This is a genomic window from Xenorhabdus cabanillasii (assembly GCF_003386665.1).
Lineage (GTDB): Bacteria > Pseudomonadota > Gammaproteobacteria > Enterobacterales > Enterobacteriaceae > Xenorhabdus > Xenorhabdus cabanillasii.
The window spans coordinates 474137-493678 of the sequence record NZ_QTUB01000001.1; the positions used below are offsets into that span (position 1 = coordinate 474137).

The 19542-nt window shown below is 42.2% G+C and carries 22 protein-coding genes and 1 pseudogene; 5 read left to right on the forward strand and 18 right to left on the reverse strand.

Going from position 1 to position 19542, the window contains the following annotated elements; all coding sequences use genetic code 11:
* Positions 1 to 468 precede the first annotated feature (468 nt).
* The 9 genes from BDD26_RS02345 to BDD26_RS02385 all read right to left on the reverse strand — a co-directional run bounded on the left by BDD26_RS02345 (position 469) and on the right by BDD26_RS02385 (position 7146).
* Complete coding sequence (locus tag BDD26_RS02345) at positions 469 to 1182, reverse strand: AAA family ATPase (RefSeq protein ID WP_115825440.1); 714 nt, start codon at positions 1180 to 1182, stop codon at positions 469 to 471.
* 10 nt (positions 1183 to 1192) lie between these two features.
* Positions 1193 to 1666: an AvrD family protein gene (locus BDD26_RS02350; protein WP_211305442.1), complete on the reverse strand. Its 474-nt coding sequence runs from the start codon at positions 1664 to 1666 to the stop codon at positions 1193 to 1195.
* A complete protein-coding gene (locus BDD26_RS02355; RefSeq protein ID WP_115825442.1) occupies positions 1626 to 2210 on the reverse strand; it encodes an AvrD family protein in 585 nt (194 codons plus the stop codon). The genes BDD26_RS02350 and BDD26_RS02355 overlap by 41 nt, the downstream gene beginning before the upstream one ends.
* Before the next feature lie 48 nt (positions 2211 to 2258).
* Entirely contained in the window at positions 2259 to 2552 is a 294-nt protein-coding gene (locus BDD26_RS02360) for an acyl carrier protein (protein ID WP_038265644.1), read from the reverse strand.
* A complete protein-coding gene (locus BDD26_RS20710) occupies positions 2546 to 2677 on the reverse strand; it encodes an SDR family oxidoreductase (protein ID WP_115827475.1) in 132 nt (43 codons plus the stop codon). The genes BDD26_RS02360 and BDD26_RS20710 overlap by 7 nt, the downstream gene beginning before the upstream one ends.
* Entirely contained in the window at positions 2623 to 3276 is a 654-nt protein-coding gene (locus BDD26_RS02370; RefSeq protein ID WP_115825443.1) for an SDR family NAD(P)-dependent oxidoreductase, read from the reverse strand. The genes BDD26_RS20710 and BDD26_RS02370 overlap by 55 nt, the downstream gene beginning before the upstream one ends.
* The gene (locus tag BDD26_RS02375) at positions 3263 to 4636 is read right to left on the reverse strand and encodes an ANL family adenylate-forming protein (protein WP_115825444.1); all 1374 of its coding nucleotides are present in this window, start codon (positions 4634 to 4636) and stop codon (positions 3263 to 3265) included. Before BDD26_RS02375 ends, BDD26_RS02370 begins: the two co-directional genes overlap by 14 nt.
* A gap of 556 nt (positions 4637 to 5192) precedes the next feature.
* Positions 5193 to 6434: an MFS transporter gene (locus BDD26_RS02380; RefSeq protein WP_115825445.1), complete on the reverse strand. Its 1242-nt coding sequence runs from the start codon at positions 6432 to 6434 to the stop codon at positions 5193 to 5195.
* Positions 6427 to 7146 (reverse strand): SDR family NAD(P)-dependent oxidoreductase, encoded by a 720-nt coding sequence (locus tag BDD26_RS02385; RefSeq protein ID WP_115825446.1) that lies wholly within the window; start codon positions 7144 to 7146, stop codon positions 6427 to 6429. The genes BDD26_RS02380 and BDD26_RS02385 overlap by 8 nt, the downstream gene beginning before the upstream one ends.
* A gap of 86 nt (positions 7147 to 7232) precedes the next feature.
* Here BDD26_RS02385 and BDD26_RS19870 point away from each other — a divergent pair.
* Positions 7233 to 7394: pseudogene (locus BDD26_RS19870) on the forward strand (TetR/AcrR family transcriptional regulator); the annotation flags it as partial.
* A 54-nt stretch (positions 7395 to 7448) separates the two neighbouring features.
* Positions 7449 to 7817, forward strand: coding sequence for a hypothetical protein (locus BDD26_RS19875; RefSeq protein ID WP_232217425.1), 369 nt, complete (start codon positions 7449 to 7451; stop codon positions 7815 to 7817).
* Positions 7818 to 8092: 275 nt separating this feature from the next.
* On the opposite strand, the gene fis is transcribed toward BDD26_RS19875, so the two are convergent.
* From fis to acuI, 9 genes are all read right to left on the reverse strand, one after another.
* Positions 8093 to 8389 (reverse strand): DNA-binding transcriptional regulator Fis, encoded by a 297-nt coding sequence (gene fis / locus BDD26_RS02395; protein ID WP_010847912.1) that lies wholly within the window; start codon positions 8387 to 8389, stop codon positions 8093 to 8095.
* Positions 8390 to 8396: 7 nt separating this feature from the next.
* Positions 8397 to 9380: a tRNA dihydrouridine synthase DusB gene (dusB, locus tag BDD26_RS02400; protein WP_038262339.1), complete on the reverse strand. Its 984-nt coding sequence runs from the start codon at positions 9378 to 9380 to the stop codon at positions 8397 to 8399.
* Positions 9381 to 9664: 284 nt separating this feature from the next.
* Positions 9665 to 10546, reverse strand: coding sequence for a 50S ribosomal protein L11 methyltransferase (gene prmA, locus BDD26_RS02405; RefSeq protein ID WP_115825447.1), 882 nt, complete (start codon positions 10544 to 10546; stop codon positions 9665 to 9667).
* A 47-nt stretch (positions 10547 to 10593) separates the two neighbouring features.
* Positions 10594 to 12039 carry a sodium/pantothenate symporter gene (panF, locus tag BDD26_RS02410; RefSeq protein WP_115825448.1) on the reverse strand — a complete coding sequence of 482 codons (1446 nt, stop codon included), beginning with the start codon at positions 12037 to 12039 and terminating at the stop codon, positions 10594 to 10596.
* Positions 12029 to 12283 carry a YhdT family protein gene (locus BDD26_RS02415; protein ID WP_038262332.1) on the reverse strand — a complete coding sequence of 85 codons (255 nt, stop codon included), beginning with the start codon at positions 12281 to 12283 and terminating at the stop codon, positions 12029 to 12031. Before BDD26_RS02415 ends, panF begins: the two co-directional genes overlap by 11 nt.
* A gap of 200 nt (positions 12284 to 12483) precedes the next feature.
* Positions 12484 to 13830: an acetyl-CoA carboxylase biotin carboxylase subunit gene (accC, locus tag BDD26_RS02420; protein ID WP_115825449.1), complete on the reverse strand. Its 1347-nt coding sequence runs from the start codon at positions 13828 to 13830 to the stop codon at positions 12484 to 12486.
* An 11-nt stretch (positions 13831 to 13841) separates the two neighbouring features.
* The gene (gene accB / locus BDD26_RS02425; RefSeq protein WP_038262327.1) at positions 13842 to 14309 is read right to left on the reverse strand and encodes an acetyl-CoA carboxylase biotin carboxyl carrier protein; all 468 of its coding nucleotides are present in this window, start codon (positions 14307 to 14309) and stop codon (positions 13842 to 13844) included.
* A gap of 29 nt (positions 14310 to 14338) precedes the next feature.
* Complete coding sequence (aroQ, locus tag BDD26_RS02430) at positions 14339 to 14791, reverse strand: type II 3-dehydroquinate dehydratase (RefSeq protein ID WP_038262325.1); 453 nt, start codon at positions 14789 to 14791, stop codon at positions 14339 to 14341.
* A 208-nt stretch (positions 14792 to 14999) separates the two neighbouring features.
* Positions 15000 to 15974 carry an acrylyl-CoA reductase (NADPH) gene (gene acuI, locus BDD26_RS02435; RefSeq protein ID WP_115825450.1) on the reverse strand — a complete coding sequence of 325 codons (975 nt, stop codon included), beginning with the start codon at positions 15972 to 15974 and terminating at the stop codon, positions 15000 to 15002.
* Positions 15975 to 16743: 769 nt separating this feature from the next.
* On the opposite strand from acuI, the gene mreB reads away from it, so the two are divergent.
* The 3 genes from mreB (at position 16744) to mreD (ending at position 19472) form a co-directional block, all read left to right on the forward strand.
* A complete protein-coding gene (gene mreB, locus BDD26_RS02440) occupies positions 16744 to 17787 on the forward strand; it encodes a rod shape-determining protein MreB (protein ID WP_010847922.1) in 1044 nt (347 codons plus the stop codon).
* 120 nt (positions 17788 to 17907) lie between these two features.
* Positions 17908 to 18987, forward strand: a complete 1080-nt coding sequence (gene mreC / locus BDD26_RS02445; RefSeq protein WP_038259607.1) for a rod shape-determining protein MreC — start codon at positions 17908 to 17910, stop codon at positions 18985 to 18987.
* Entirely contained in the window at positions 18984 to 19472 is a 489-nt protein-coding gene (mreD, locus tag BDD26_RS02450) for a rod shape-determining protein MreD (RefSeq protein WP_038259550.1), read from the forward strand. Before mreC ends, mreD begins: the two co-directional genes overlap by 4 nt.
* The last annotated feature ends 70 nt before the right edge of the window (positions 19473 to 19542 follow it).

Sequence of the window (19542 nt, forward strand, 5' to 3'; positions counted from 1 at the left end):
TGATAGCATCTTGCCAGAGCTATCTTGACAATTACCGACCTGGCGGTTTTGATAATGACAACCATTTTCTGTAGTTTTTTATCTGTGCTCGACATCGATTTGTTTTCCTCTTTTGCCTGATTATGCCAATTATATAGGGTAGTTTTTATGTTGTAATGTGGCAGCAACTTAACCAGTGTAATGAATTTACGTTTCGATGAAATATTCGTCATGATAATAATATTACTAATATTCCATTTATTTCTTTATTGAGAGATTTATCCTGACAGATAGAGTATATGAAATCCGTATGTATAGTTCTGTGAGAGAAATGAGACAGTAATGTCTCACCCTACTTGATCCACGAAATTAATATCTATTAAGAACAAAATAGCTACTTAAAAATTATTCCCATATTATGAGCAAACACACGAGTAGTGGGTTTGCTCCCTATATTCTATATATTTAAACCACAAAGGTATGACAATATTAAATATTAGATGATTTTTTCCTTTCCGTTTCAAATCTAAAATCTTGTAGAGAATATTCTTTATCTGCTAAGTTAATAGCCTCTTCAATGCTCATAATAAGAGGTAGGTTGAATATTTTTGTTATTTCAGATAGACGTTCTTTCATTGTTCCGCTGATAATATAATAAGGAATTTTTAATTCATTTAGAGTTTTTAATAACATATCATCACAATAATCTCTAAAGTTTGTATTCATTGGACGATGACCATCTTTTTTTAACGGAAGTTCGTTCTTTAAATGGATGAATACATCGAATGTATCTTTCACATGTTGTTTGAAAGCATGGCCATATTGATTAGTGACTTGTTCAAAGAATACCATTTCTGGAGAAAGATTTGATCTAGGAATTGGATCCAGATGTCCTTCTTGATTGGGATTCATTCCATATTTAACACGGGCTGCAGCATAAATCCATTCTTGTAACGATGAACCATCAGAGACGAAATTATCTTTTAGTAGTGCTTCATGTACCGCCCTACCAATATGCCTTCTCATAGCTAATTGTAAAAATTCAGCGGGAGTACATTGTGCCAATCGTTTTCCGGGAACAGCATCAGGCATTATTTCACGAATTGTTTTTGCTAAAGTACGAGGATAGCCAGTTAAATGAGCTAACGCCATAACTGTCCTTGTTTTACCGGATGAATAAGTTCCTGAAATAGCTAATTTCATACCATATTTCCTATTTTATATTAAAAGAAGTTGGTAATTTATGCCCTAATGAACACTTTATTTTTATCCCTGCAAAATCTCCTTCAATATCGACATATCGCCAATACTCATTTCTAACTTTGAGTTTATAATTAGAAGTGATACGTGTTGTAGCATCATAATTAGATTGGAAATTTTTAATAGGTGTTGGTGCTTCGATTTCGGTTCTCAACATCCACAGAGTTTCACTATCTTTTCTATTAATATTATCAAGTTCATACATTAATACTTGAGCTAACTGTAGATGAACAACAAAACAGTCAACATGAGTGGCAGAAGGTTGATAGTAACCATCGATTCCATTAACTGAATGATAAAATTCAGGAATATTTAATTTCACTTTTGCTGAAGCTGTTTGATTTTCACTATCGTAACTTATATTTTGAAGAGATTGTCCACGAAGTTTAAAAAAGATCCCCATAATAGCGTGAATTGCTAGGCTCAAGAATATCTGTTGGAGATGTATAGCAACCATTTTTACAAATAATTTCTGCCACAGGGTGTTCTATCTCACAACGAGCTTCCATTTTTCCTATTTGACAATCAAAAATGGAAGTCATGGTATCATCATTTAATTGTAATTTTGATGTGGATTTCCAAATGATTTTAGCTGGAATATTATCAAGATCTTCTTGTGGAGTTATTCCTGATTTCAACTTTAAACTTTTCAGCCACATTTTTTTGCAATTAAAAGAGTCGAATTGAAAACTATGTTTCAAGAAAATTTCACAAAATTGAGTACTTAAGATTAGTGTGTCAATACTACTGAGATGTGGGCGTAAGTTTGTATCTTTTTTCTTTGACCAGTCTAATGGGTATTTGACTGATACGAGTGAAGTTAATTTTGGATGGTCATTTTCTGAATGATCAAATTGAATATCAATATTCTTGATATCATATACAACACGTCGGTATCCCATGCCAAAAAAACGTGTCTTACTATCACCTAAATAATCATCAATTGAATGACATAGAAATTTGGATTTCATAACTATCTCTCTTTAATATAAATGATATGGGGTTAGATATTATTTTAATCAGAGGTTATTTTTCTCTATAGTATTTATATATGCATTAATAATATCTTGCACATTTTTTATATCTGAAAAATGGTAGTCATTACCAAAAGGTTCAACTTTTAATCTTTCATTTAATTCCATAATTAAACGGGCAATCATAAGTGATGTAAAAGCTAAATCATCAATGAGATTTGAATTTTCATCTATTAAAATATTATTATAATCATCTCTAATGCTAGCCTGATTAAAAATAAATTTTACTTCCTTTATGATTATTTCTTTAACTGGAACTGGGTTTGTCTCTTTTAACATGATATTCCTCCATCAACGACAATGTTTTGACCTGTAATAAATGAAGCTTCATCTGAACAAATAAATAATGCTATTTTGCTAATTTCTTCAATTTTTGATAAGCGACCAATAGGTGTTCTTTTAATATCTGTTCACGCCTGTTTTCAGAAAGGTAAGACACCATTTCACTATCAAAAAAACCCGGTATCAGGGAGTTAATTCTTATATTAGCAGGGCCAAATTCACGCGCTAAGCTACGAGTCATGCCATCAAGAGCGGCTTTGGTTGCTGAATATAATGATACACCTTTATGACCCTTTATTGCATTTATAGAAGAAATATTAAGAATAACTCCTGTATTCCTTTTTAGCATGTTCTTACTACATTCTCTTGTAAGTATTATAGGTGCTAGTATGTTTGTATTAAGTAAAGAAATAATCTCATCATCTGAAGAAAGAACTAATAACCCTTCAGATAGTCTTGCAATATTATTTATCAAAATATCGATGTGACCGAATTTTGATTTTACATTATTGACAAATAATTTTATTTCATTCAAATCATTAGCATCAACGGATTCCCAATAGAAAAAATTAGCATTAGATAACTGTTGTTGAGTTATAAATTCATTTGCCTGACGGCTAAAAGTGGCAACGCGATAACCTTTATTAAGAAAGGCTGATGTCATTGTAGCTCCAAGTCCTTTGCTGCCACCGCTAATGACTACAGTTTTAGGGGGTAGCATTCGTAATCTCCTTTATTTTAAGTGAAGAACGCATTTTTTTAAATCGACTAGAATAGTGAGGTGCTATTGAAATTTCATAAATCATTGGAATTTTAAATTCTTCAAGAAAGTTTTTGCAATGAACGTATAATCGTGATCTTAGAACATCATAGTTTTCAGGTTCATTCAAATGTACAATAGCTTTAATTCCCATTCCTGTAATTGTGTTGGGAAATCCTACTACTGTTGCATCAGCTATATTATTAGCTTGCAAAAGAATATTCTCCACCTCATTTGGATAAACCTTTTCACCTCCAACATTAATAATATCTGATCTTCTACCTAATATTTTTACATAATCTCCATCAACTTCAACCATGTCTTCAGTATTGAAGTATCCCTCTTCATCAAAAGGTGATTGAGCATTTAAGTATCCTAACATAGCACAGTCCGATTTTATCCACAAAATATTGGATAGGACTTTGTATTTAAATCCATTATTACCAAGCTTAATCCATAATTCATTATTACTCTTAGATTTAGTCTGTAAAATACCTACTTCAGAGAGACCGTATGTTTGCTTTAACTTAACGCCTGGTAATTTTTCGCTAATCCTTTTTAAAGTAACCGGAGGCATTGGTTCAGTACCATAAGTAATTAATTTAAGACTTGATGTATTTGTTTTTTCTATAATTCTTGATATAAGGGCCATATTTAAAAAGGTTGGGGTGGTGGGTAAGACTTCTACAGACCATTTTTCTATGGCATTGAATACATTTTCAGGTGTGCGCAGAAGAGGAATAATTAATGTTCCTCCATGACTAATAGTATGTAATAGAGTATTAATACCGCCAATATGGTCTACGGAAAGGAATGAAAGGATTCTTCTGGCAAGTCTTTTTTCCAAATGCTTATCAATTAACTTATTGAAATCTAATACAGAAGCCTTTGGTTGCCCAGTGGTACCTGAACTAAAAAGTACTAAACCAGAATGTTTTATATCATGTATTTTTTTATATAATTCATGTTCAGCAATCTGACCAGTATCATTTAGTTCATAATCGTTGTTACTAACTTTGATTCTTACTTCAACCTGAGAAACATCCAAATATTCATTAAGTTTAATGTCTGGAATATCACTAATTGGAACGATAATATTATTATTATTAACAAGTGCTAGAATAATAGCAAAAGTTTTTGGAGAAAATTCTCCTTCTACAGATACAATCGCTCCCTCAGGGAGACCAATATCTTTTAAATAATTTATAACATCGATAGTATTAGAGTATAACTCTGAGTAAATATATCGGTCGTTTTTAAAAATAATTGCTTCAGTTGAATTAAATTTATTGCAACGTTCAATTAGCCAATGCAAAGTCATGTCATTCTCTCCTGTTTATGAGTTCTTTTGTTATATCACTTTTATATAAAAATGTTTCTATCTTTGAAAATATATTTCAATAAATATGATCCAAAGCTGTATTGACTATATTTATTCAAATTTTTAATTAAGGAGAAAATATTAAGGATTTAAAATGGTCAGTAATTTATTAAGATAGATTGACCATTATTTCTTAACAGGATAATAACATGAGCATTTCCTTTTCTGGATATATTTAAAGGCATCTACAATAAAAATGATAAGACATAACAGATATAATTTTATTTTCACTCATAAGAAAATGAATTTTGTTGACTATCTCCTTTGTCATGAGAATTGATATCCTTATTAAAATATTGATTGGAGTATGGAGAAATAAGGAATAGTAGAAGCTACCCTGCATAATTAGGGGTAGTCAAGTAAAAGTAGGGGAAAATATGATTGGAGGCAGATAAAACTACTGAACAATGGCCAGCCCGGTAAGAACGCTGGATACCAGCGTCCAAATAAAATACAGCGAATTGCGCCGAGCAGCTAAAGTTGAAAATAACGAATTCTATGGCTTCTTCAATGATGATGTAAGTAACGCACTGCCAGCAACGCAAAAGGCGGCCAGAAGAAGCATCAGCACAGATCCAACTAACAATGTGATAAAGCTGGGTATCCTTGTCGCAATAAGCGGGCCGATGCTAGCACCGATGAACAGAATGAACCCATTTAGAGCCATGCCTGCGCCACGATTGGGTGCTGCTATAGAGCCAAACTGAGTGATCATCGCCGGGACGGCAAGAGCTATACCAGTGACGAAAATCAAGCTACTGGTGGCGATGCCGATTAGGGATTGAGACAACATTGCTTCTAGTGCCAGACCCGATGCCGCAGTCACGTAACCAATAATTGAGACAATCGGCATGTTAAATCGGGTAGAAAGAGGGCCAACCAGCAGTGCTGCAAACATACCGGGTAGCCCAATTAAGCGCAGCAAAATGACCTTGTCTGGAGCAATGTTCAGCATCCACAGATGAGAACCCAATGCTGTGTACATGGCAACGAATGACAGCAATAGTGTGATATGAGCACATGATAGAAGTAGTACGGCTGGCCGTATGATAATTTTACCTAATGCCACAAAGCGATGTCCCAGATGTCCATCGACAATAGCACGCGGTGGTTCTTTGACCATTGCTGCGAATAGCGGAATAGCAACTGTCAGGCATCCTCCTGTCGCTATAAATACCCAGATCCAATCCCATTGTAGCGCTATCCAGGCGGCTAGTACCTGTCCAAAGATGCCTGCCACAAGGAAGGATGTGGACATAGTACCAATAGCAGTAGCACGATGGGGCACCGGTACTGCTTCAGTAAGATAGGCTAGGGCTATCGGTGCAAAACTGGATGCAGCTAGACCTTGCAGTATACGCAGTCCCGCCAGCCATGATAGTGATGGGGCGAAGGAACATGCGAATGTGGCGATCGACAAGATAATCAATCCCACCAACATCACTGGTCGGCGACCATACTGATCTGATACCGGTCCCCAGATAAGGAAACCACAGGCATAAGCCAGACTAAAACTTGTTGCGAGAGCAAATGTGGCACTCTCTGGATTCATTGACCCGAAATCCTGGCCAACATGCGTGAGTAGAGGAATTGCCATATAGAGCTGTGTCAGAACGAACAGGGCGATAGTAGCTAGCAAAACAACAACACTACGATTTGCGGTGTGAGTCTGATCGAGTGATGCTGATTTGCTTCCTGTATCATTAATTTTACTTATGTGATGTATTTGGTTACTCATTAGCTACTGTCTCCGATGCTGGTATCGTTGAACCAAAAATGATGGAATGAGTTCGACGTGTTGTATACAGTTTCCAGAATTCTTCGGCGATATCTGCCGGTTCTATCGTATTATTCTTGCCGGCTCCTCCCGGTGTTCTGTTGACAAAGCCATTGACAATTATTTCGCTCACATGAATGTCGTACGGTGCAAGAGTGTGAATCAGGATACTGGTGGTTTTGTGTTGGGCAGCTACACTGATAGCAAGCGCAGCGTGTCCAGTAGCAAAAATGTCAATTTTAGGATCATCTAGTGCCATGATACCGCTGGTGGTAAGTACGGAACCCTTGTGTGCTTTTAGGTCGGGTAAGCACTCCTGAATGGCGGCAATATAGCTAGTAACGCGGATCTCGAAACTTTTGCTCAGGTCTGAAGGTAAGGTAGACAGTAGACTGCCTTCGATGTCAAGGAAAGCGTTCCAGTGCAGGATGCCGATTGGCCCCAATGCGGCACGTACATCCGCAATAATTCGTTTCACCTCTTCAATATCACTTAAATCAGCTGGAAAAGCCCAAGCTTGGATGCCCTCAGCTGCCAATTCCTCTACCGCGGAGGACAAACGTTGTGCGTTGCGAGCGACAAGAGCAACGGGATATCCCGCTTTACCAAAACGATGAGCAACTGCGTGAGAGATCCCTGGACCGTAACCACAAATTAGTATGGTGTGCTTCATAATTCAATCTCCAACTAGAACGTTGGATTTGATTATAGTATGATTTTAGCGATGATAACAACTGTATAGATGAGAAAGTGTGCACGATGGCTTGGGATACCGAAGGAACAAAGCGCAAGATTTTGGAAGCAGCGGTGGCAGAGTTTGCTCGACTTGGTCCTGATGGTACAACGGTCGAAAAGATTGCTAAATCAGCTGGAGTGAATAAAGAACGCATTTACAATTATTTCGGCGACAAGCGAGCACTGTTCTCGGCCGTGTTGCGCAGAGAACTCGCTAAGGCAGCACAGGCAGTACCTATCATGTCTTTTGCAGTCGAAGACATAGGGGAATATGCTGGTAGAGCTTACGACTACCACTGCGAACACCCTGAACTTAGCCGTCTTATGCGTTGGGAAGGGTTGATTTTCGACGGTGAGGTTCCGGATGAGAAGCAGCGACGTGAATATTATGGCCACAAAGTCCAGGCTGTAATCAATGGCCAACGTCAAGGTATGGTTACACGAACTCTAGAACCCGACCATCTGGTATTTCTGGTGCTAGCATTGGCCGGCTGGTGGTCGGCTGTTCCCCAGGTAGCACGTATGCTAACTGGTTCTGATGATCGGCAAGAACAAGCCAGACGCAGAGCCTCTGTCATTGAGGCTGCTCGTCGTTTGGCATCACCATAAGTAGTGAAAACAAAATATTACAGGCTTAGCACCCTTAGCACCACAACCGAAAGGTGTAGTGAATTTGGTCTATTAAGGATATCTATTGTAGATGATAGGCACTAGTTGCGAAAACAATCGGCTATTTTATGGAGAACTTGTTGCGTATAACCTCCCAGATTGTGGCCTATATCTGAGGATGTTGGTAGATTATGTTCATTGTTTAAATATAAACAAAAAAAGCACTTCCCCTAAAAGAGAAAGTGCTTCTTCAACAACATGTTACTAGACTAGGATCAGTTCATGCCGTATTTTTTCAGTTTTTTACGCAGAGTACCGCGGTTGATTCCCATCATCAGCGCTGCGCGGGTTTGGTTACCACGGGTGTATTGCATCACCATGTCCAACAGTGGTTGCTCTACTTCAGCCAGTACCAGCTCATACAGGTCATTAACGTCTTGACCGTTCAGTTGAGCAAAATAGTTCTTCAGTGCTTGTTTAACTGAATCACGCAGAGGTTTTTGAGTTACCTGATCTTGTGAATTAACAGTAGCAACGGTTAGTACATCAGAATTTACGCGTTGTTCGAACATAGTTCTGTCAGCTCTTTTCTTTATTTACGCAAAAATTTTCGAAGTATGCTTCCAACACCTCCAGCTGTTCGCTGGCATCCTCAATGGCGTTGAATGAGCGCCGAAACTGGTCATCAGGAGCATGTTCCTTGAGATACCAAGATACATGTTTACGCGCAATACGAACTCCTTTGCCTTGACCGTAAAAGTCGTGCAACTCTCGTACATGCTCGCTCATCAAACGCTGCACGTTGCCAAGAGGCATCGGTGGCAGCAATTCTCCTGTTTCCAGATAATGCTGGATTTCCCGAAAGATCCAGGGTCTTCCCTGAGCAGCGCGGCCTATCATCAAGGCATCAGCCCCGGTGTATTCAAGCACTGCTCTGGCTTTTAGCGGGTCAGTAATGTCGCCATTAGCAATAATTGGAATGGCAACAGTCTGCTTAACTGTCCGAATGTTGTCGTACTCAGCTTCGCCATTAAACAGACAGGCTCGAGTCCTGCCATGAATTGTAAGAGCTTGAATACCACAACGTTCAGCCAATTGGGCAATTTCCACACAGTTCCGTTCTTCCGGTGACCAACCTGTACGGATCTTCAATGTAACAGGTACATCAACCGCATTGACTACCGCAGAAAGGATTTTTTGGACCAGTTCTGGATAACGCAGTAATGCAGAGCCTGCCAATTTACGATTTACCTTTTTGGCTGGGCACCCCATGTTGATATCGATGATCTGAGCACCATTGGCGACGTTGATTTTCGCCGCTGCCGCCATATCATCGGGATCACTACCGGCAATTTGTACAGAACGCACTCCGGGTTCGTCGCTATGAACCATACGTAGCCGGGACTTATCCGTCTTCCAAACCTGAGGGTTGGAAGAAAGCATTTCTGAAACTGTCATACCCGCACCCATGGTATAGCATAGTGATCGAAACGGGCGATCCGTTATGCCAGCCATAGGGGCTGCAATAAGACAGTTTTTCAACTGGTATTGTCCGATACGCATAGGCGAAGAAAGAGTGGCCAACTGTGACTAAGGGCGCGTATATTACGCATTTTTCACGAGATATGAAAGGCCAAACTTTGAGCGAAACGACATTTATAGCAGAATTTTTCCAGTTGATTTTTTCAAACTTGGTTTATTATCCTTAAATAACATAAAGTTATGTGTTTTTAATGAAATTTATTGTTCCCTGCATTTCTCATGATAAATAGAACGTATTAACACCAATTGATCCCTCAAGTAACCATTTTAGTGGATAATCTCGTTTTTCAATAGGGATTTGTTGCTTATTTTTTAACCCCTGTGATGCGACACCATTCTTCTTGTTCTGCAATCGGATCGATAATAAATTCATTACCATAGGCTTCAGCAACACTTTCTGCCTGATTTGCCAGTACCCCGGACAAACCTAATAATCCACCTGATTTTGGTAGTGAGCCAATGATCGGTGCCAGCTCGCGCAGCGGGCCAGCCAGTATATTGGCGATGACAATGTCACATTCTAAGTTGTCAGGTTGGTCTTTGGATAAATAGAGTGTCAGTTGCTCGGAAACACCGTTGCGTTCTGCGTTATCCCGGCTTGCCTGAATTGCTTGAGGGTCAATATCAATGCCGATAGCATGTTTAGCGCCAAGTTTCAGGGCTGCGATGGCCAAAATGCCTGAACCGCACCCAAAATCGATCACTGTTTTACCTTCCAGAGCAAGACCATCCAGCCATTGCAGGCAAAGAGATGTGGTCGGGTGTGTTCCTGTTCCGAATGCTAAGCCTGGATCTAGCATGACATTAACGGCATCGGGATCCGGAACTTCTCGCCAGCTTGGGCAGATCCACAAGCGATGACCAAAACGCATTGGGTGGAAGTTGTCCATCCATTCACGTTCCCAGTCTTTATCTTCCAGTTGTTCAATTTTATGGATAAAACCTTTACCAAGCTGAGGAATCTGCTCTAGCTGTCTGACAATCGCTTTCATATCAGTTTCAGCATCATACAGGCCGATAACATCGGTATCTCCCCATAAACGGGTTTCCCCCGGCAGAGGCTCAAAAATCGGTGTATCGTGGCTGTCCTGAAAAGTGATGGACACTGCGCCACTTTCTATTAGTTCATCACCAAGTGCTTCAGCTTGCTGTCCTGTAGTGTTTAATCTTAGTTGTATCCAAGGCATAAAAATTCTCTTTTAAACTGAATAAGTATGAAAAAATTATATCGCCGTCACTGAGATACGGCGGTTTGTTGTGGTTGTTTATTCCCAAAAACGTTTCCGATCCCGAATGCCAGTAAACTCAGCAGTAATGATGGCACTATCGGATGGAATCCAAAGAGGTGAATGTTGAAAGTCGCTAATAGGGTGTAGCTTACTGCACCGGTCAGCATAGAGGTTATTGCACCATGTGCATTAGCTTTTTCCCAATACAGGCCTAATACCAGTGGCCAGAGGAAAACGGCCTGTAATCCGCCGAATGCCAGCAGGTTCAGCCAGATAATCATCTCGGGTGGTTGCCATGCTGCCAGTAGCAGCAATATTCCCAGAAACAAGGTAGAAAAACTGGAAATGCGCGCCAGTTTTTTTTCCTTTTTGATCTGTTGTGGGAATAAATTTAAATAGAGGTCCTTAACGATTGTTGCCGAAGATTGCAGTAGCTGGGCATTAATCGTTGACATAATGGCTGCCATTGGCGCGGCCAGAAAAATCCCGGCAGCAATAGGGGGCAGGACGTTGATCATCAAAGTAGGGATCACTTGATCAGGGATCGTCAGATCAGGGATGATCGCACGACCCAGCGCTCCCGCAAGGTGCATACCAAACATCAGGATTGCCATGACGACCGTACCGATGATAATACCGCGGTGAACCGCTTTACTGTCACGATAGGAGATACAGCGCACAGCGGTATGCGGTAGCCCGATGACGCCAAAGCAAACCAGTACCCAGAATGAGGCCATAAATGGTCCTGTAAGGATATTATCGGTGCCATGAGGTGAAACCAGATTAGGATCGATGGTGCGCAGTGTTGAGACAGCTTCTGACAGTCCTCCGGCTTTATAGATAGTAGCAGCCAGCAATAGCACTGTTCCTAGCAACATAACCAGCCCCTGTAATGCATCATTGAGGACGCTGGCTCTGAATCCGCCAAATGCGGTATAGAGCGCGATAGAGACACCAAAAATCAGCAACCCAGTACCGTAGGGAATACCGGCAGCGGTTTCCAGCAAACGGGCACCGCCGATGAACTGTACAGTCATTGCACCAACAAAGGCAACTAACAGGCTCACGCTGGCAAACCAGACCAGAAAACGACTCTGATAGCGGGCATACAGCATATCGTTTAGTGTAACGGCGTTATAACGACGGGCAAGAATGGCAAATTTTTTCCCCAATACACCAAGAGAAAGCCATATTGCCGGTAATTGGATCAGGGATAAAAGAACCCAACCGATACCGTATTTGTAAGCAGCCCCGGGGCCACCAATGAATGAGCTGGCACTAATATAAGTCGCTGTAATAGTCATGGCCAGTACGAAACCACCCATTGAGCGATTACCGAGAAAATACTCATTCAGGAATGCACCTGTTTGGCGGCGGCGATAAGCATAGAAAGATAGCAGAAAAACCAGCGCCAGATATCCCACCAGAGGCAGGATTACTTCATTTTGCATTATCATCCACCAAATTGTCCTCTAATGGGACTTCCTTGAAGACAAATTTCACCATCATCCAGCAGAGGATGATAAATAGTATCGGCAGCATTAAACAGGATAATTCGAACCAGAGTGGCAATCCGGTGAATCCAGTTGTATTACCGGGTAAATAGGCACTCAGCAACCAACCCACAAGATAAGCTAACGTCAGAAATACTGCCCAGCGAGCTTCTTTATGGGATTGAACAAATCGTCTGTCCATCTGTTCTCCAGGGAATTTACATAAAACAGTTGATATAAAACAAGGGAGGGAATTGTACGGTAACATACAGATTTATTCAGAAGAAAATGTGCCGTCACAATATCAAAAGAATATGGAGCTATCTGAGAGTAAAAAAATCCCATCTTTTAACAGATGGGATTTTATGCAGGATAATAATGAATGTCAGAAAGGCACTTTACTTAATCTTGTAAGCCGAGTTTTTTCTCCAGATAGTGGATATTGGTTCCGCCTTTCCGGAAATTTTCGTCATTCATGATGGACAGTTGCAGATCGATATTGGTTTTGATGCCATCAATAATCAACTCTGCCAATGCGTTCTTCATACGTGCAATCGCCACTTCACGGGTTTCTCCGTAAGTGATTAATTTACCGATCATAGAATCGTAATAAGGCGGTACGGTATATCCCGCATAGATATGGGATTCCCAACGTACTCCGAAACCACCCGGAGAGTGGAAATGGGTGATTTTGCCTGGACTTGGCAGGAAAGTTTTTGCATCTTCAGCATTGATACGGCATTCGATCGCATGACCTTCGATCACAATATCTTCCTGTTTAATGGACAAAGGCATACCAGAAGCTATGCGTAGCTGTTCTTTAATCAGGTCAACACCGGTAATCATCTCTGTAACCGGGTGCTCAACCTGAATACGGGTATTCATCTCGATAAAGTAGAATTCACTGTTTTCGTACAGGAATTCAAATGTACCCGCTCCGCGATAGCCGATTTCGAGACAGGCGTTGGCACAGCGCTCACCAATGCTGCGACGCAGTTCTGCCGAAATACCCGGTGCTGGTGCTTCTTCCACGACTTTCTGGTGTCGGCGCTGCATGGAGCAGTCACGCTCAGCGAGGTAGAGTGCATTACCCTGACCATCAGCCAGTACCTGAATTTCAACGTGACGTGGGTTCTCAAGGAATTTTTCCATGTAAACCATGTCGTTGTTGAAAGCGGCTTTGGCTTCTGCACGGGTCATGGCAATGGATTGTTCCAGATCTTTATCACTGCGAACAACACGCATACCACGACCACCGCCACCACCAGATGCTTTGATAATCACCGGATAGCCGATACGCTGTGCAATTGATTTGTTCTTCTCTGTATCATCTCCCAATGGGCCGTCAGAGCCGGGAACACATGGAACACCCGCTTTTTTCATGGCACTGATAGCAGAAACTTTATCTCCCATCAGGCGGATTGTTTCTGCTTTCGGGCCGATAAAAGTAAAGCCTGAACTTTCCACTTGCTCAGCAAAGTCTGCGTTTTCAGACAGAAACCCATAACCCGGATGGATGGCTTGTGCACCGGTGATTTCAGCCGCAGAAATGATAGCCGGAATATTCAGGTAACTTTTTGCGGATGCAGCCGGGCCGATACAGACAGTTTCATCTGCCAGCAGGACGTGCTTCAGGTCACGGTCTGCCGTAGAGTGCACAGCAACAGTTTTGATGCCAAGTTCTTTACAGGCTCTCAGGATACGCAGTGCTATTTCACCGCGGTTAGCTATGACAATTTTCTCAAGCATGAAACGCCTCGTTATTCGATGACGACCAGTGGCTCGTCAAATGCAACAGGTTGACCGTCTTGCGCCAGAATCGCTTTAACTACGCCGGTTTTGTCGGATTTGATCTGGTTCATCATTTTCATAGCTTCAATGATGCACAGGGTATCCCCCTGTTTAATGTGTTGACCGACTTCAATGAAAGGTTTCGCATCTGGGTTTGGTGAGCGGTAGAATGTACCAACCATTGGTGAACGAACTATATAGCCGCTGATCTCTGCTGGGTTTTCTGCTGGGTCTTCTGCTGCGGCTGTTCGAGCTGCTATGGCAGGTTGTACAGGCTGTTGAACAGGGGCAGAAGCGTATTGTTGAGTGACTGGTATGACCTGGGTTGCCGTAGTGCGACTGATGCGAACTGACTCTTCACCTTCAGAAATTTCCAGTTCAGAAATGCCAGATTCTTCAACCAGCTCGATCAATTTTTTTATCTTACGAATATCCATGAGTGTGATTCCGTACTCTATTTATGTAATTAGTTGAATGTCGACAAGCGGTTGACCGCTGCCTGTAATGCGAAACTATAACCATCAGCACCCAAACCGCAGATCACGCCAACTGCAATATCGGAAAGATATGAGTGATGGCGGAACGGCTCGCGGGCATGCACATTGGAGAGATGAATCTCAATAAATGGGATATCTACCGCCAGAAGTGCGTCGCGTAGCGCCACGCTGGTATGTGTAAATGCCGCAGGGTTAATCAGAATAAAGTCAATATTGCCCCGCGCTGTATGGATCCTCTCAATCAATTCGGATTCTGCATTGGATTGCAGATGGGATAATTCAACTCCCGATTGGTGAGCTTCTTTTGACAGTTTGCTGACGATGTCATCAAGCGTTAACTTACCGTAGGTCTCAGGCTCTCGTGTTCCCAACATGTTCAGGTTGGGGCCGTTCAAGAGTAAAATGCGAAACTTGTCTGCCATTGTGCGGGTATCTCCGGCAATCTGTCAACAATCGTTCAAGATAACTTGATGTCAACAGTTTGTCATCTCTTTCTGCTATCAATATTTGTAAATTTGGCGATAAAGCCCGACATTATAAACATATCGTGACATTTAGCAGCTAAATACTGGTCTTATCAGCACAGTTTTATCCGCTTTGGCTTTATAATCTTGCTGTTATAGGCTCGTTTTACCGTACCCTCACCAGTGTTCTGCCAGTTACCTGATTGTTTACCAGCTTATTGGAATATTCGATCGCCTGGTCTAATGAAATTTCATTGGCTGTTTGTTGGTAAAAGGAATCAGGCAACAGTTCCTGCAATCGTTTCCAAATCTCAGGCCGTTTCGCGGCGGGCACTGCTGCTGATTCAACGCCTTGTAAACGAACATTACGCAGAATAAATGGCATAACAGTAGCAGGCAGATTAATGTCACTTGCCATACCACAGGCTGCTACCGTGCCGTTGTGAGAAACTTGTGCCAGTAATTTGGCCAGAATTGTACCGCCGACAGTATCAATGACACCTGACCAACGTTGTTTTTCCAGTGGGCGGGAGGGTTGATTGAAATCGGAGACAGGCAGGATCGCTTTTGCTCCCAGTGAAAATAGATACTCCTGATTTTCCAGTTTACTGCTGATGGCGACAGTGGAATATCCCAACAGAGACAATAAGGTAATTGCAGTACTACCGACGCCACCGCTGGCACCTGTAACGGCAATTTCCCCGCTTTCAGGTGTTATTTCTCCTTGTTCCAGTGCCATAACACATAGCATGGCAGTAAAACCGGCTGTACCGATAATCATGGCTTGTCTGGTAGTTAACCCTTGTGGCAATGGTGTCAGCCATTCCCCTGAAACTCTGGCCTGTTGTGCTAAGCCGCCCCAATGATTTTCGCCTACCCCCCAGCCAGTCAATAAGACCTGCTGACCTACATGAAAACGGGGATCTTCTGAATGGCGGACAACCCCGGAAAAGTCGATCCCCGGTATCATCGGAAATTGGCGGACAATCTTCCCCTTGCCAGTGATAGCAAGGGCATCTTTATAATTGAGGGTTGACCAGTGAATATCGACGGTAACGTCACCGGGTGGAAGTTGAGCGCTATCAATGTCCTGAATAGATGCTGATAGTGTACCGTCTTGTTCAAGCAATAAGGCTTTCATAATTCCTCTCCATTGATGGGTTTTATGTCTGTCACCATCACGATTCTTATGATTTCATCTCTTATGACATCATCAATATAGATAAAATTGAAAATGCGGAAATGGATAGGTTGCAATATTGTGATAGAAAGTCGCAAAACGGTGATTACTTAATTTTGTTTAAGATGACATTGTAAAAGATAAAAATGTTCTGGATAACAATCAGAATATTAATAATACCTTTCATTTTTATACCGCAATGGCTCAATAATCAGCAAATTTATCCCTTGCTCGTGTATTTCAGGAACAATTGTAGTGAATAATTTTTTCACGAATTTTCAGGGGCTTTTGAGAGTCATTCTGACATTCAATACATTGCCTTTATTGAAATTACTGGATAGCCGTATCAGGGCAGATAAAAATTTCTGATAAAAAGTGAATTCTGGTTGAACTTGCTGAAATCATTATAGGTCAACACAGAAAAGGAAAAAGTGGGTTAGCAACATCGCGGGATACACCATATATACACTATACTGTTGGTTTTTAGAGCATTTGGATATTTTGGGATTTAGTGATGGGGTTATTGGTGGAATTAACCCATTTTTATGCAGTTTTTTTCTGCTCTGTCAGAAAAAAGTAACGTAGAATATCGTGTTTCTGATGTGAATAACGTAGCCACTTTCATTGAAGTAGTAAAAAGTAGTTAGTGATGCGCCTTGTCGCTGCTTCATGTGGTTGGTAGAGTAGACGGACAACATCCGTCCCCAGCTTGCAGGATTATCCTTTCGTTATGTTAAAGAAATTTCGTGGCATGTTTTCCAATGATTTGTCCATTGACTTGGGTACTGCCAATACCCTTATTTATGTCAAAGGTCAGGGAATTGTCTTGGATCAACCCTCTGTTGTTGCTATCCGGCAAGACAGAGCCGGTTCACCAAAAAGCGTTGCAGCCGTCGGGCTGGAAGCAAAGCAGATGTTGGGACGTACTCCGGGGAATATCGCAGCCATTCGCCCAATGAAGGATGGTGTGATTGCTGATTTTTATGTCACGGAAAAAATGTTGCAGCATTTTATTAAACAGGTTCATAACAACAGCTTTATGCGTCCTAGCCCACGTGTACTGGTCTGTGTACCTGTGGGTGCTACGCAAGTTGAGCGTCGCGCTATTCGTGAATCAGCCCAAAGTGCGGGTGCACGTGAAGTCTTTCTGATTGAAGAGCCTATGGCAGCAGCAATCGGTGCGGGTTTACCTGTTTCTGAAGCGACAGGTTCCATGGTTGTTGATATTGGTGGAGGGACAACTGAAGTTGCAGTGATCTCCCTCAATGGTGTGGTTTATTCTTCCTCTGTCCGTATTGGTGGCGATCGCTTTGATGAGGCGATTATCAACTATGTTCGTCGCAACTATGGTTCATTAATTGGTGAAGCGACAGCAGAGCGCATTAAACATGAAATCGGTTCTGCCTATCCGACAGATGAAGTTCGTGAAATCGAAGTGCGTGGCCGTAACCTCGCGGAGGGTGTGCCTCGTAGCTTCACACTGAATTCTAATGAAATTCTGGAAGCCTTGCAGGAGCCGCTGACAGGTATTGTCAGTGCGGTCATGGTGGCATTGGAGCAATGCCCACCAGAGCTGGCCTCTGATATTTCAGAACGTGGTATGGTGCTGACAGGTGGTGGCGCACTGCTGCGCAATCTTGACCGTTTGTTGATGGAAGAAACAGGAATTCCTGTCATTGTGGCTGAAGATCCTCTCACTTGTGTTGCCAGAGGTGGCGGCAAAGCGCTGGAAATGATCGACATGCACGGTGGCGATTTGTTCAGCGAAGACTGAAAATAACTCTGCGGGCTGGGAGGCGTTTTTATCAGTGCCTCCTTGCTGTTTATCCGAGAGTTTATTGTTTATAACTCTTTTATTGTTTATGACACAAAACAGCTCAACAATGCGCAACTTATGAAGCCGATTTTCAGCAGAGGGCCTTCCCTACAATTACGACTCTTTTTTGCTGTTATTATTGCCATTATTCTGGTTGTGGTAGACAGCCGTTTTGGTTTTTTCAATAAAATCCGTAGCTATATGGATACGGCAGTGAGTCCTTTTTATTTTCTTGCCAATGGTCCCCGCCAATTCCTGGATGGTGTTTCCGATTCTTTGGCCACCCGTAAACAACTTGAACTGGAAAATAACACCCTGCGCAACGAGTTGAGATTACAGAACAGTAATCTTTTACTGTTAGGACAATTAAAACAAGAAAATGCCCGTTTGCGTGAATTATTGGGATCACCTTTACGCAGTGATGAACATATGATGGTATCGCAGGTGATTTCCGGTGGTATGGATCCTTATCGCGATCAAGTTGTTATTGATAAGGGCGCGAAAGATGGTGTCTATGAAGGGCAACCCGTTATCAGTGATCGTGGTGTCGTTGGTCAAGTTATCTCAGTAAGTCAATTAAGCAGCCGGGTGTTGTTAATTTGCGATCCAACCCATGCATTGCCGGTTCAGGTACTGCGTAATGATATTCGTGTGATTGCCGGTGGTGCGGGATGTACAGACGATCTTCACCTTGAACCGCTACCAAGTGATACAGACATCCGGGTTGGCGACGTGCTGGTAACATCGGGCCTTGGAGGCCGTTTCCCGGAAGGTTATCCTGTAGCAGTGGTTTCCTCTGTCAGGGTAGATAATCAGCGGGCTCATGCGGTTATTCATGCGCGCCCATTGGCAGAATTACGGCGCTTGCGCTATCTATTATTGTTATGGGGAGCGGATAATAACCCGTCTGAACCATTGCCGCCTTCCGAAGTGTACCGGGCAGCAAATGAACGTTTGATGCAGATGTTACCGCAGGTGCTGCCAAATCCCGCTGACGCTAAGCCCCAATTTCCGACAGAAGATTTAGGTGAAGGTAAAAACAAAACAGAGAAAGACGGAAGAGAGAAAGAGGGAAATAGGGCGTCATTCCCCGTAACAAAACCGTCATCTCCGGCAGCCGCATCAAGCAAGCTGCCAGCCGCGGAGAATCGTGGATGAGTCAGTATAAAGGGCGTGGCCGTTGGGTTGTCTGGTTATCTTTCCTGATCGCAATGGTGCTACAGAGTATGCCGTGGCCGGAGCAGTTTGATATGTTCCGGCCTACCTTACTCGTGTTGTGCCTGATCTACTGGCTCCTTGCTATCCCTCATCGTGTCAGTGTTGGTACTGGTTTTATTCTGGGTATCCTGATGGATTTATTACAGGGGAGTATTCTTGGCGCACATGCGCTGGCTTTCAGTCTGATTAGTTTTCTGGTCGCGTTCAAATTTCAGCTCATTCGCAATATGGCACTCTGGCAACAGTCCCTGATTGTGATGGTACTTTCGACACTGATAAACTTATGTGTTTTTCTGGCTCATGCCTTGATACCAAAGATTATTTTCCATCCTGAAGTATTCTGGAATGGTCCTGTCAATGGTATTCTCTGGCCCTGGCTATTCTTATTAATGCGGAAAATCCGTCGTCAATTTTCAGTTCGTTAAAGGCGGGCTCTGTTTTTTAATGGACGGCTTTCAATGAACTCTTGTCAATGAACTGATAGAAAGGATGACT

Bases quoted from the DNA above. Each gene is read 5' to 3' on its own strand.
- BDD26_RS02345 (WP_115825440.1), bottom strand. From the start codon at position 1,182: ATGAAATTAGCTATTTCAGGAACTTATTCATCCGGTAAAACAAGGACA.
- BDD26_RS02355 (WP_115825442.1), bottom strand. From the start codon at position 2,210: ATGAAATCCAAATTTCTATGTCATTCAATTGATGATTATTTAGGTGAT.
- BDD26_RS02360 (WP_038265644.1), bottom strand. From the start codon at position 2,552: ATGTTAAAAGAGACAAACCCAGTTCCAGTTAAAGAAATAATCATAAAG.
- BDD26_RS02370 (WP_115825443.1), bottom strand. From the start codon at position 3,276: ATGCTACCCCCTAAAACTGTAGTCATTAGCGGTGGCAGCAAAGGACTT.
- BDD26_RS02375 (WP_115825444.1), bottom strand. From the start codon at position 4,636: ATGACTTTGCATTGGCTAATTGAACGTTGCAATAAATTTAATTCAACT.
- BDD26_RS02380 (WP_115825445.1), bottom strand. From the start codon at position 6,434: ATGAGTAACCAAATACATCACATAAGTAAAATTAATGATACAGGAAGC.
- BDD26_RS02385 (WP_115825446.1), bottom strand. From the start codon at position 7,146: ATGAAGCACACCATACTAATTTGTGGTTACGGTCCAGGGATCTCTCAC.
- BDD26_RS19875 (WP_232217425.1), top strand. From the start codon at position 7,449: ATGTCTTTTGCAGTCGAAGACATAGGGGAATATGCTGGTAGAGCTTAC.
- fis (WP_010847912.1), bottom strand. From the start codon at position 8,389: ATGTTCGAACAACGCGTAAATTCTGATGTACTAACCGTTGCTACTGTT.
- dusB (WP_038262339.1), bottom strand. From the start codon at position 9,380: ATGCGTATCGGACAATACCAGTTGAAAAACTGTCTTATTGCAGCCCCT.
- prmA (WP_115825447.1), bottom strand. From the start codon at position 10,546: ATGCCTTGGATACAACTAAGATTAAACACTACAGGACAGCAAGCTGAA.
- panF (WP_115825448.1), bottom strand. From the start codon at position 12,039: ATGCAAAATGAAGTAATCCTGCCTCTGGTGGGATATCTGGCGCTGGTT.
- BDD26_RS02415 (WP_038262332.1), bottom strand. From the start codon at position 12,283: ATGGACAGACGATTTGTTCAATCCCATAAAGAAGCTCGCTGGGCAGTA.
- accC (WP_115825449.1), bottom strand. From the start codon at position 13,830: ATGCTTGAGAAAATTGTCATAGCTAACCGCGGTGAAATAGCACTGCGT.
- accB (WP_038262327.1), bottom strand. From the start codon at position 14,309: ATGGATATTCGTAAGATAAAAAAATTGATCGAGCTGGTTGAAGAATCT.
- aroQ (WP_038262325.1), bottom strand. From the start codon at position 14,791: ATGGCAGACAAGTTTCGCATTTTACTCTTGAACGGCCCCAACCTGAAC.
- acuI (WP_115825450.1), bottom strand. From the start codon at position 15,974: ATGAAAGCCTTATTGCTTGAACAAGACGGTACACTATCAGCATCTATT.
- mreB (WP_010847922.1), top strand. From the start codon at position 16,744: ATGTTAAAGAAATTTCGTGGCATGTTTTCCAATGATTTGTCCATTGAC.
- mreC (WP_038259607.1), top strand. From the start codon at position 17,908: ATGAAGCCGATTTTCAGCAGAGGGCCTTCCCTACAATTACGACTCTTT.
- mreD (WP_038259550.1), top strand. From the start codon at position 18,984: ATGAGTCAGTATAAAGGGCGTGGCCGTTGGGTTGTCTGGTTATCTTTC.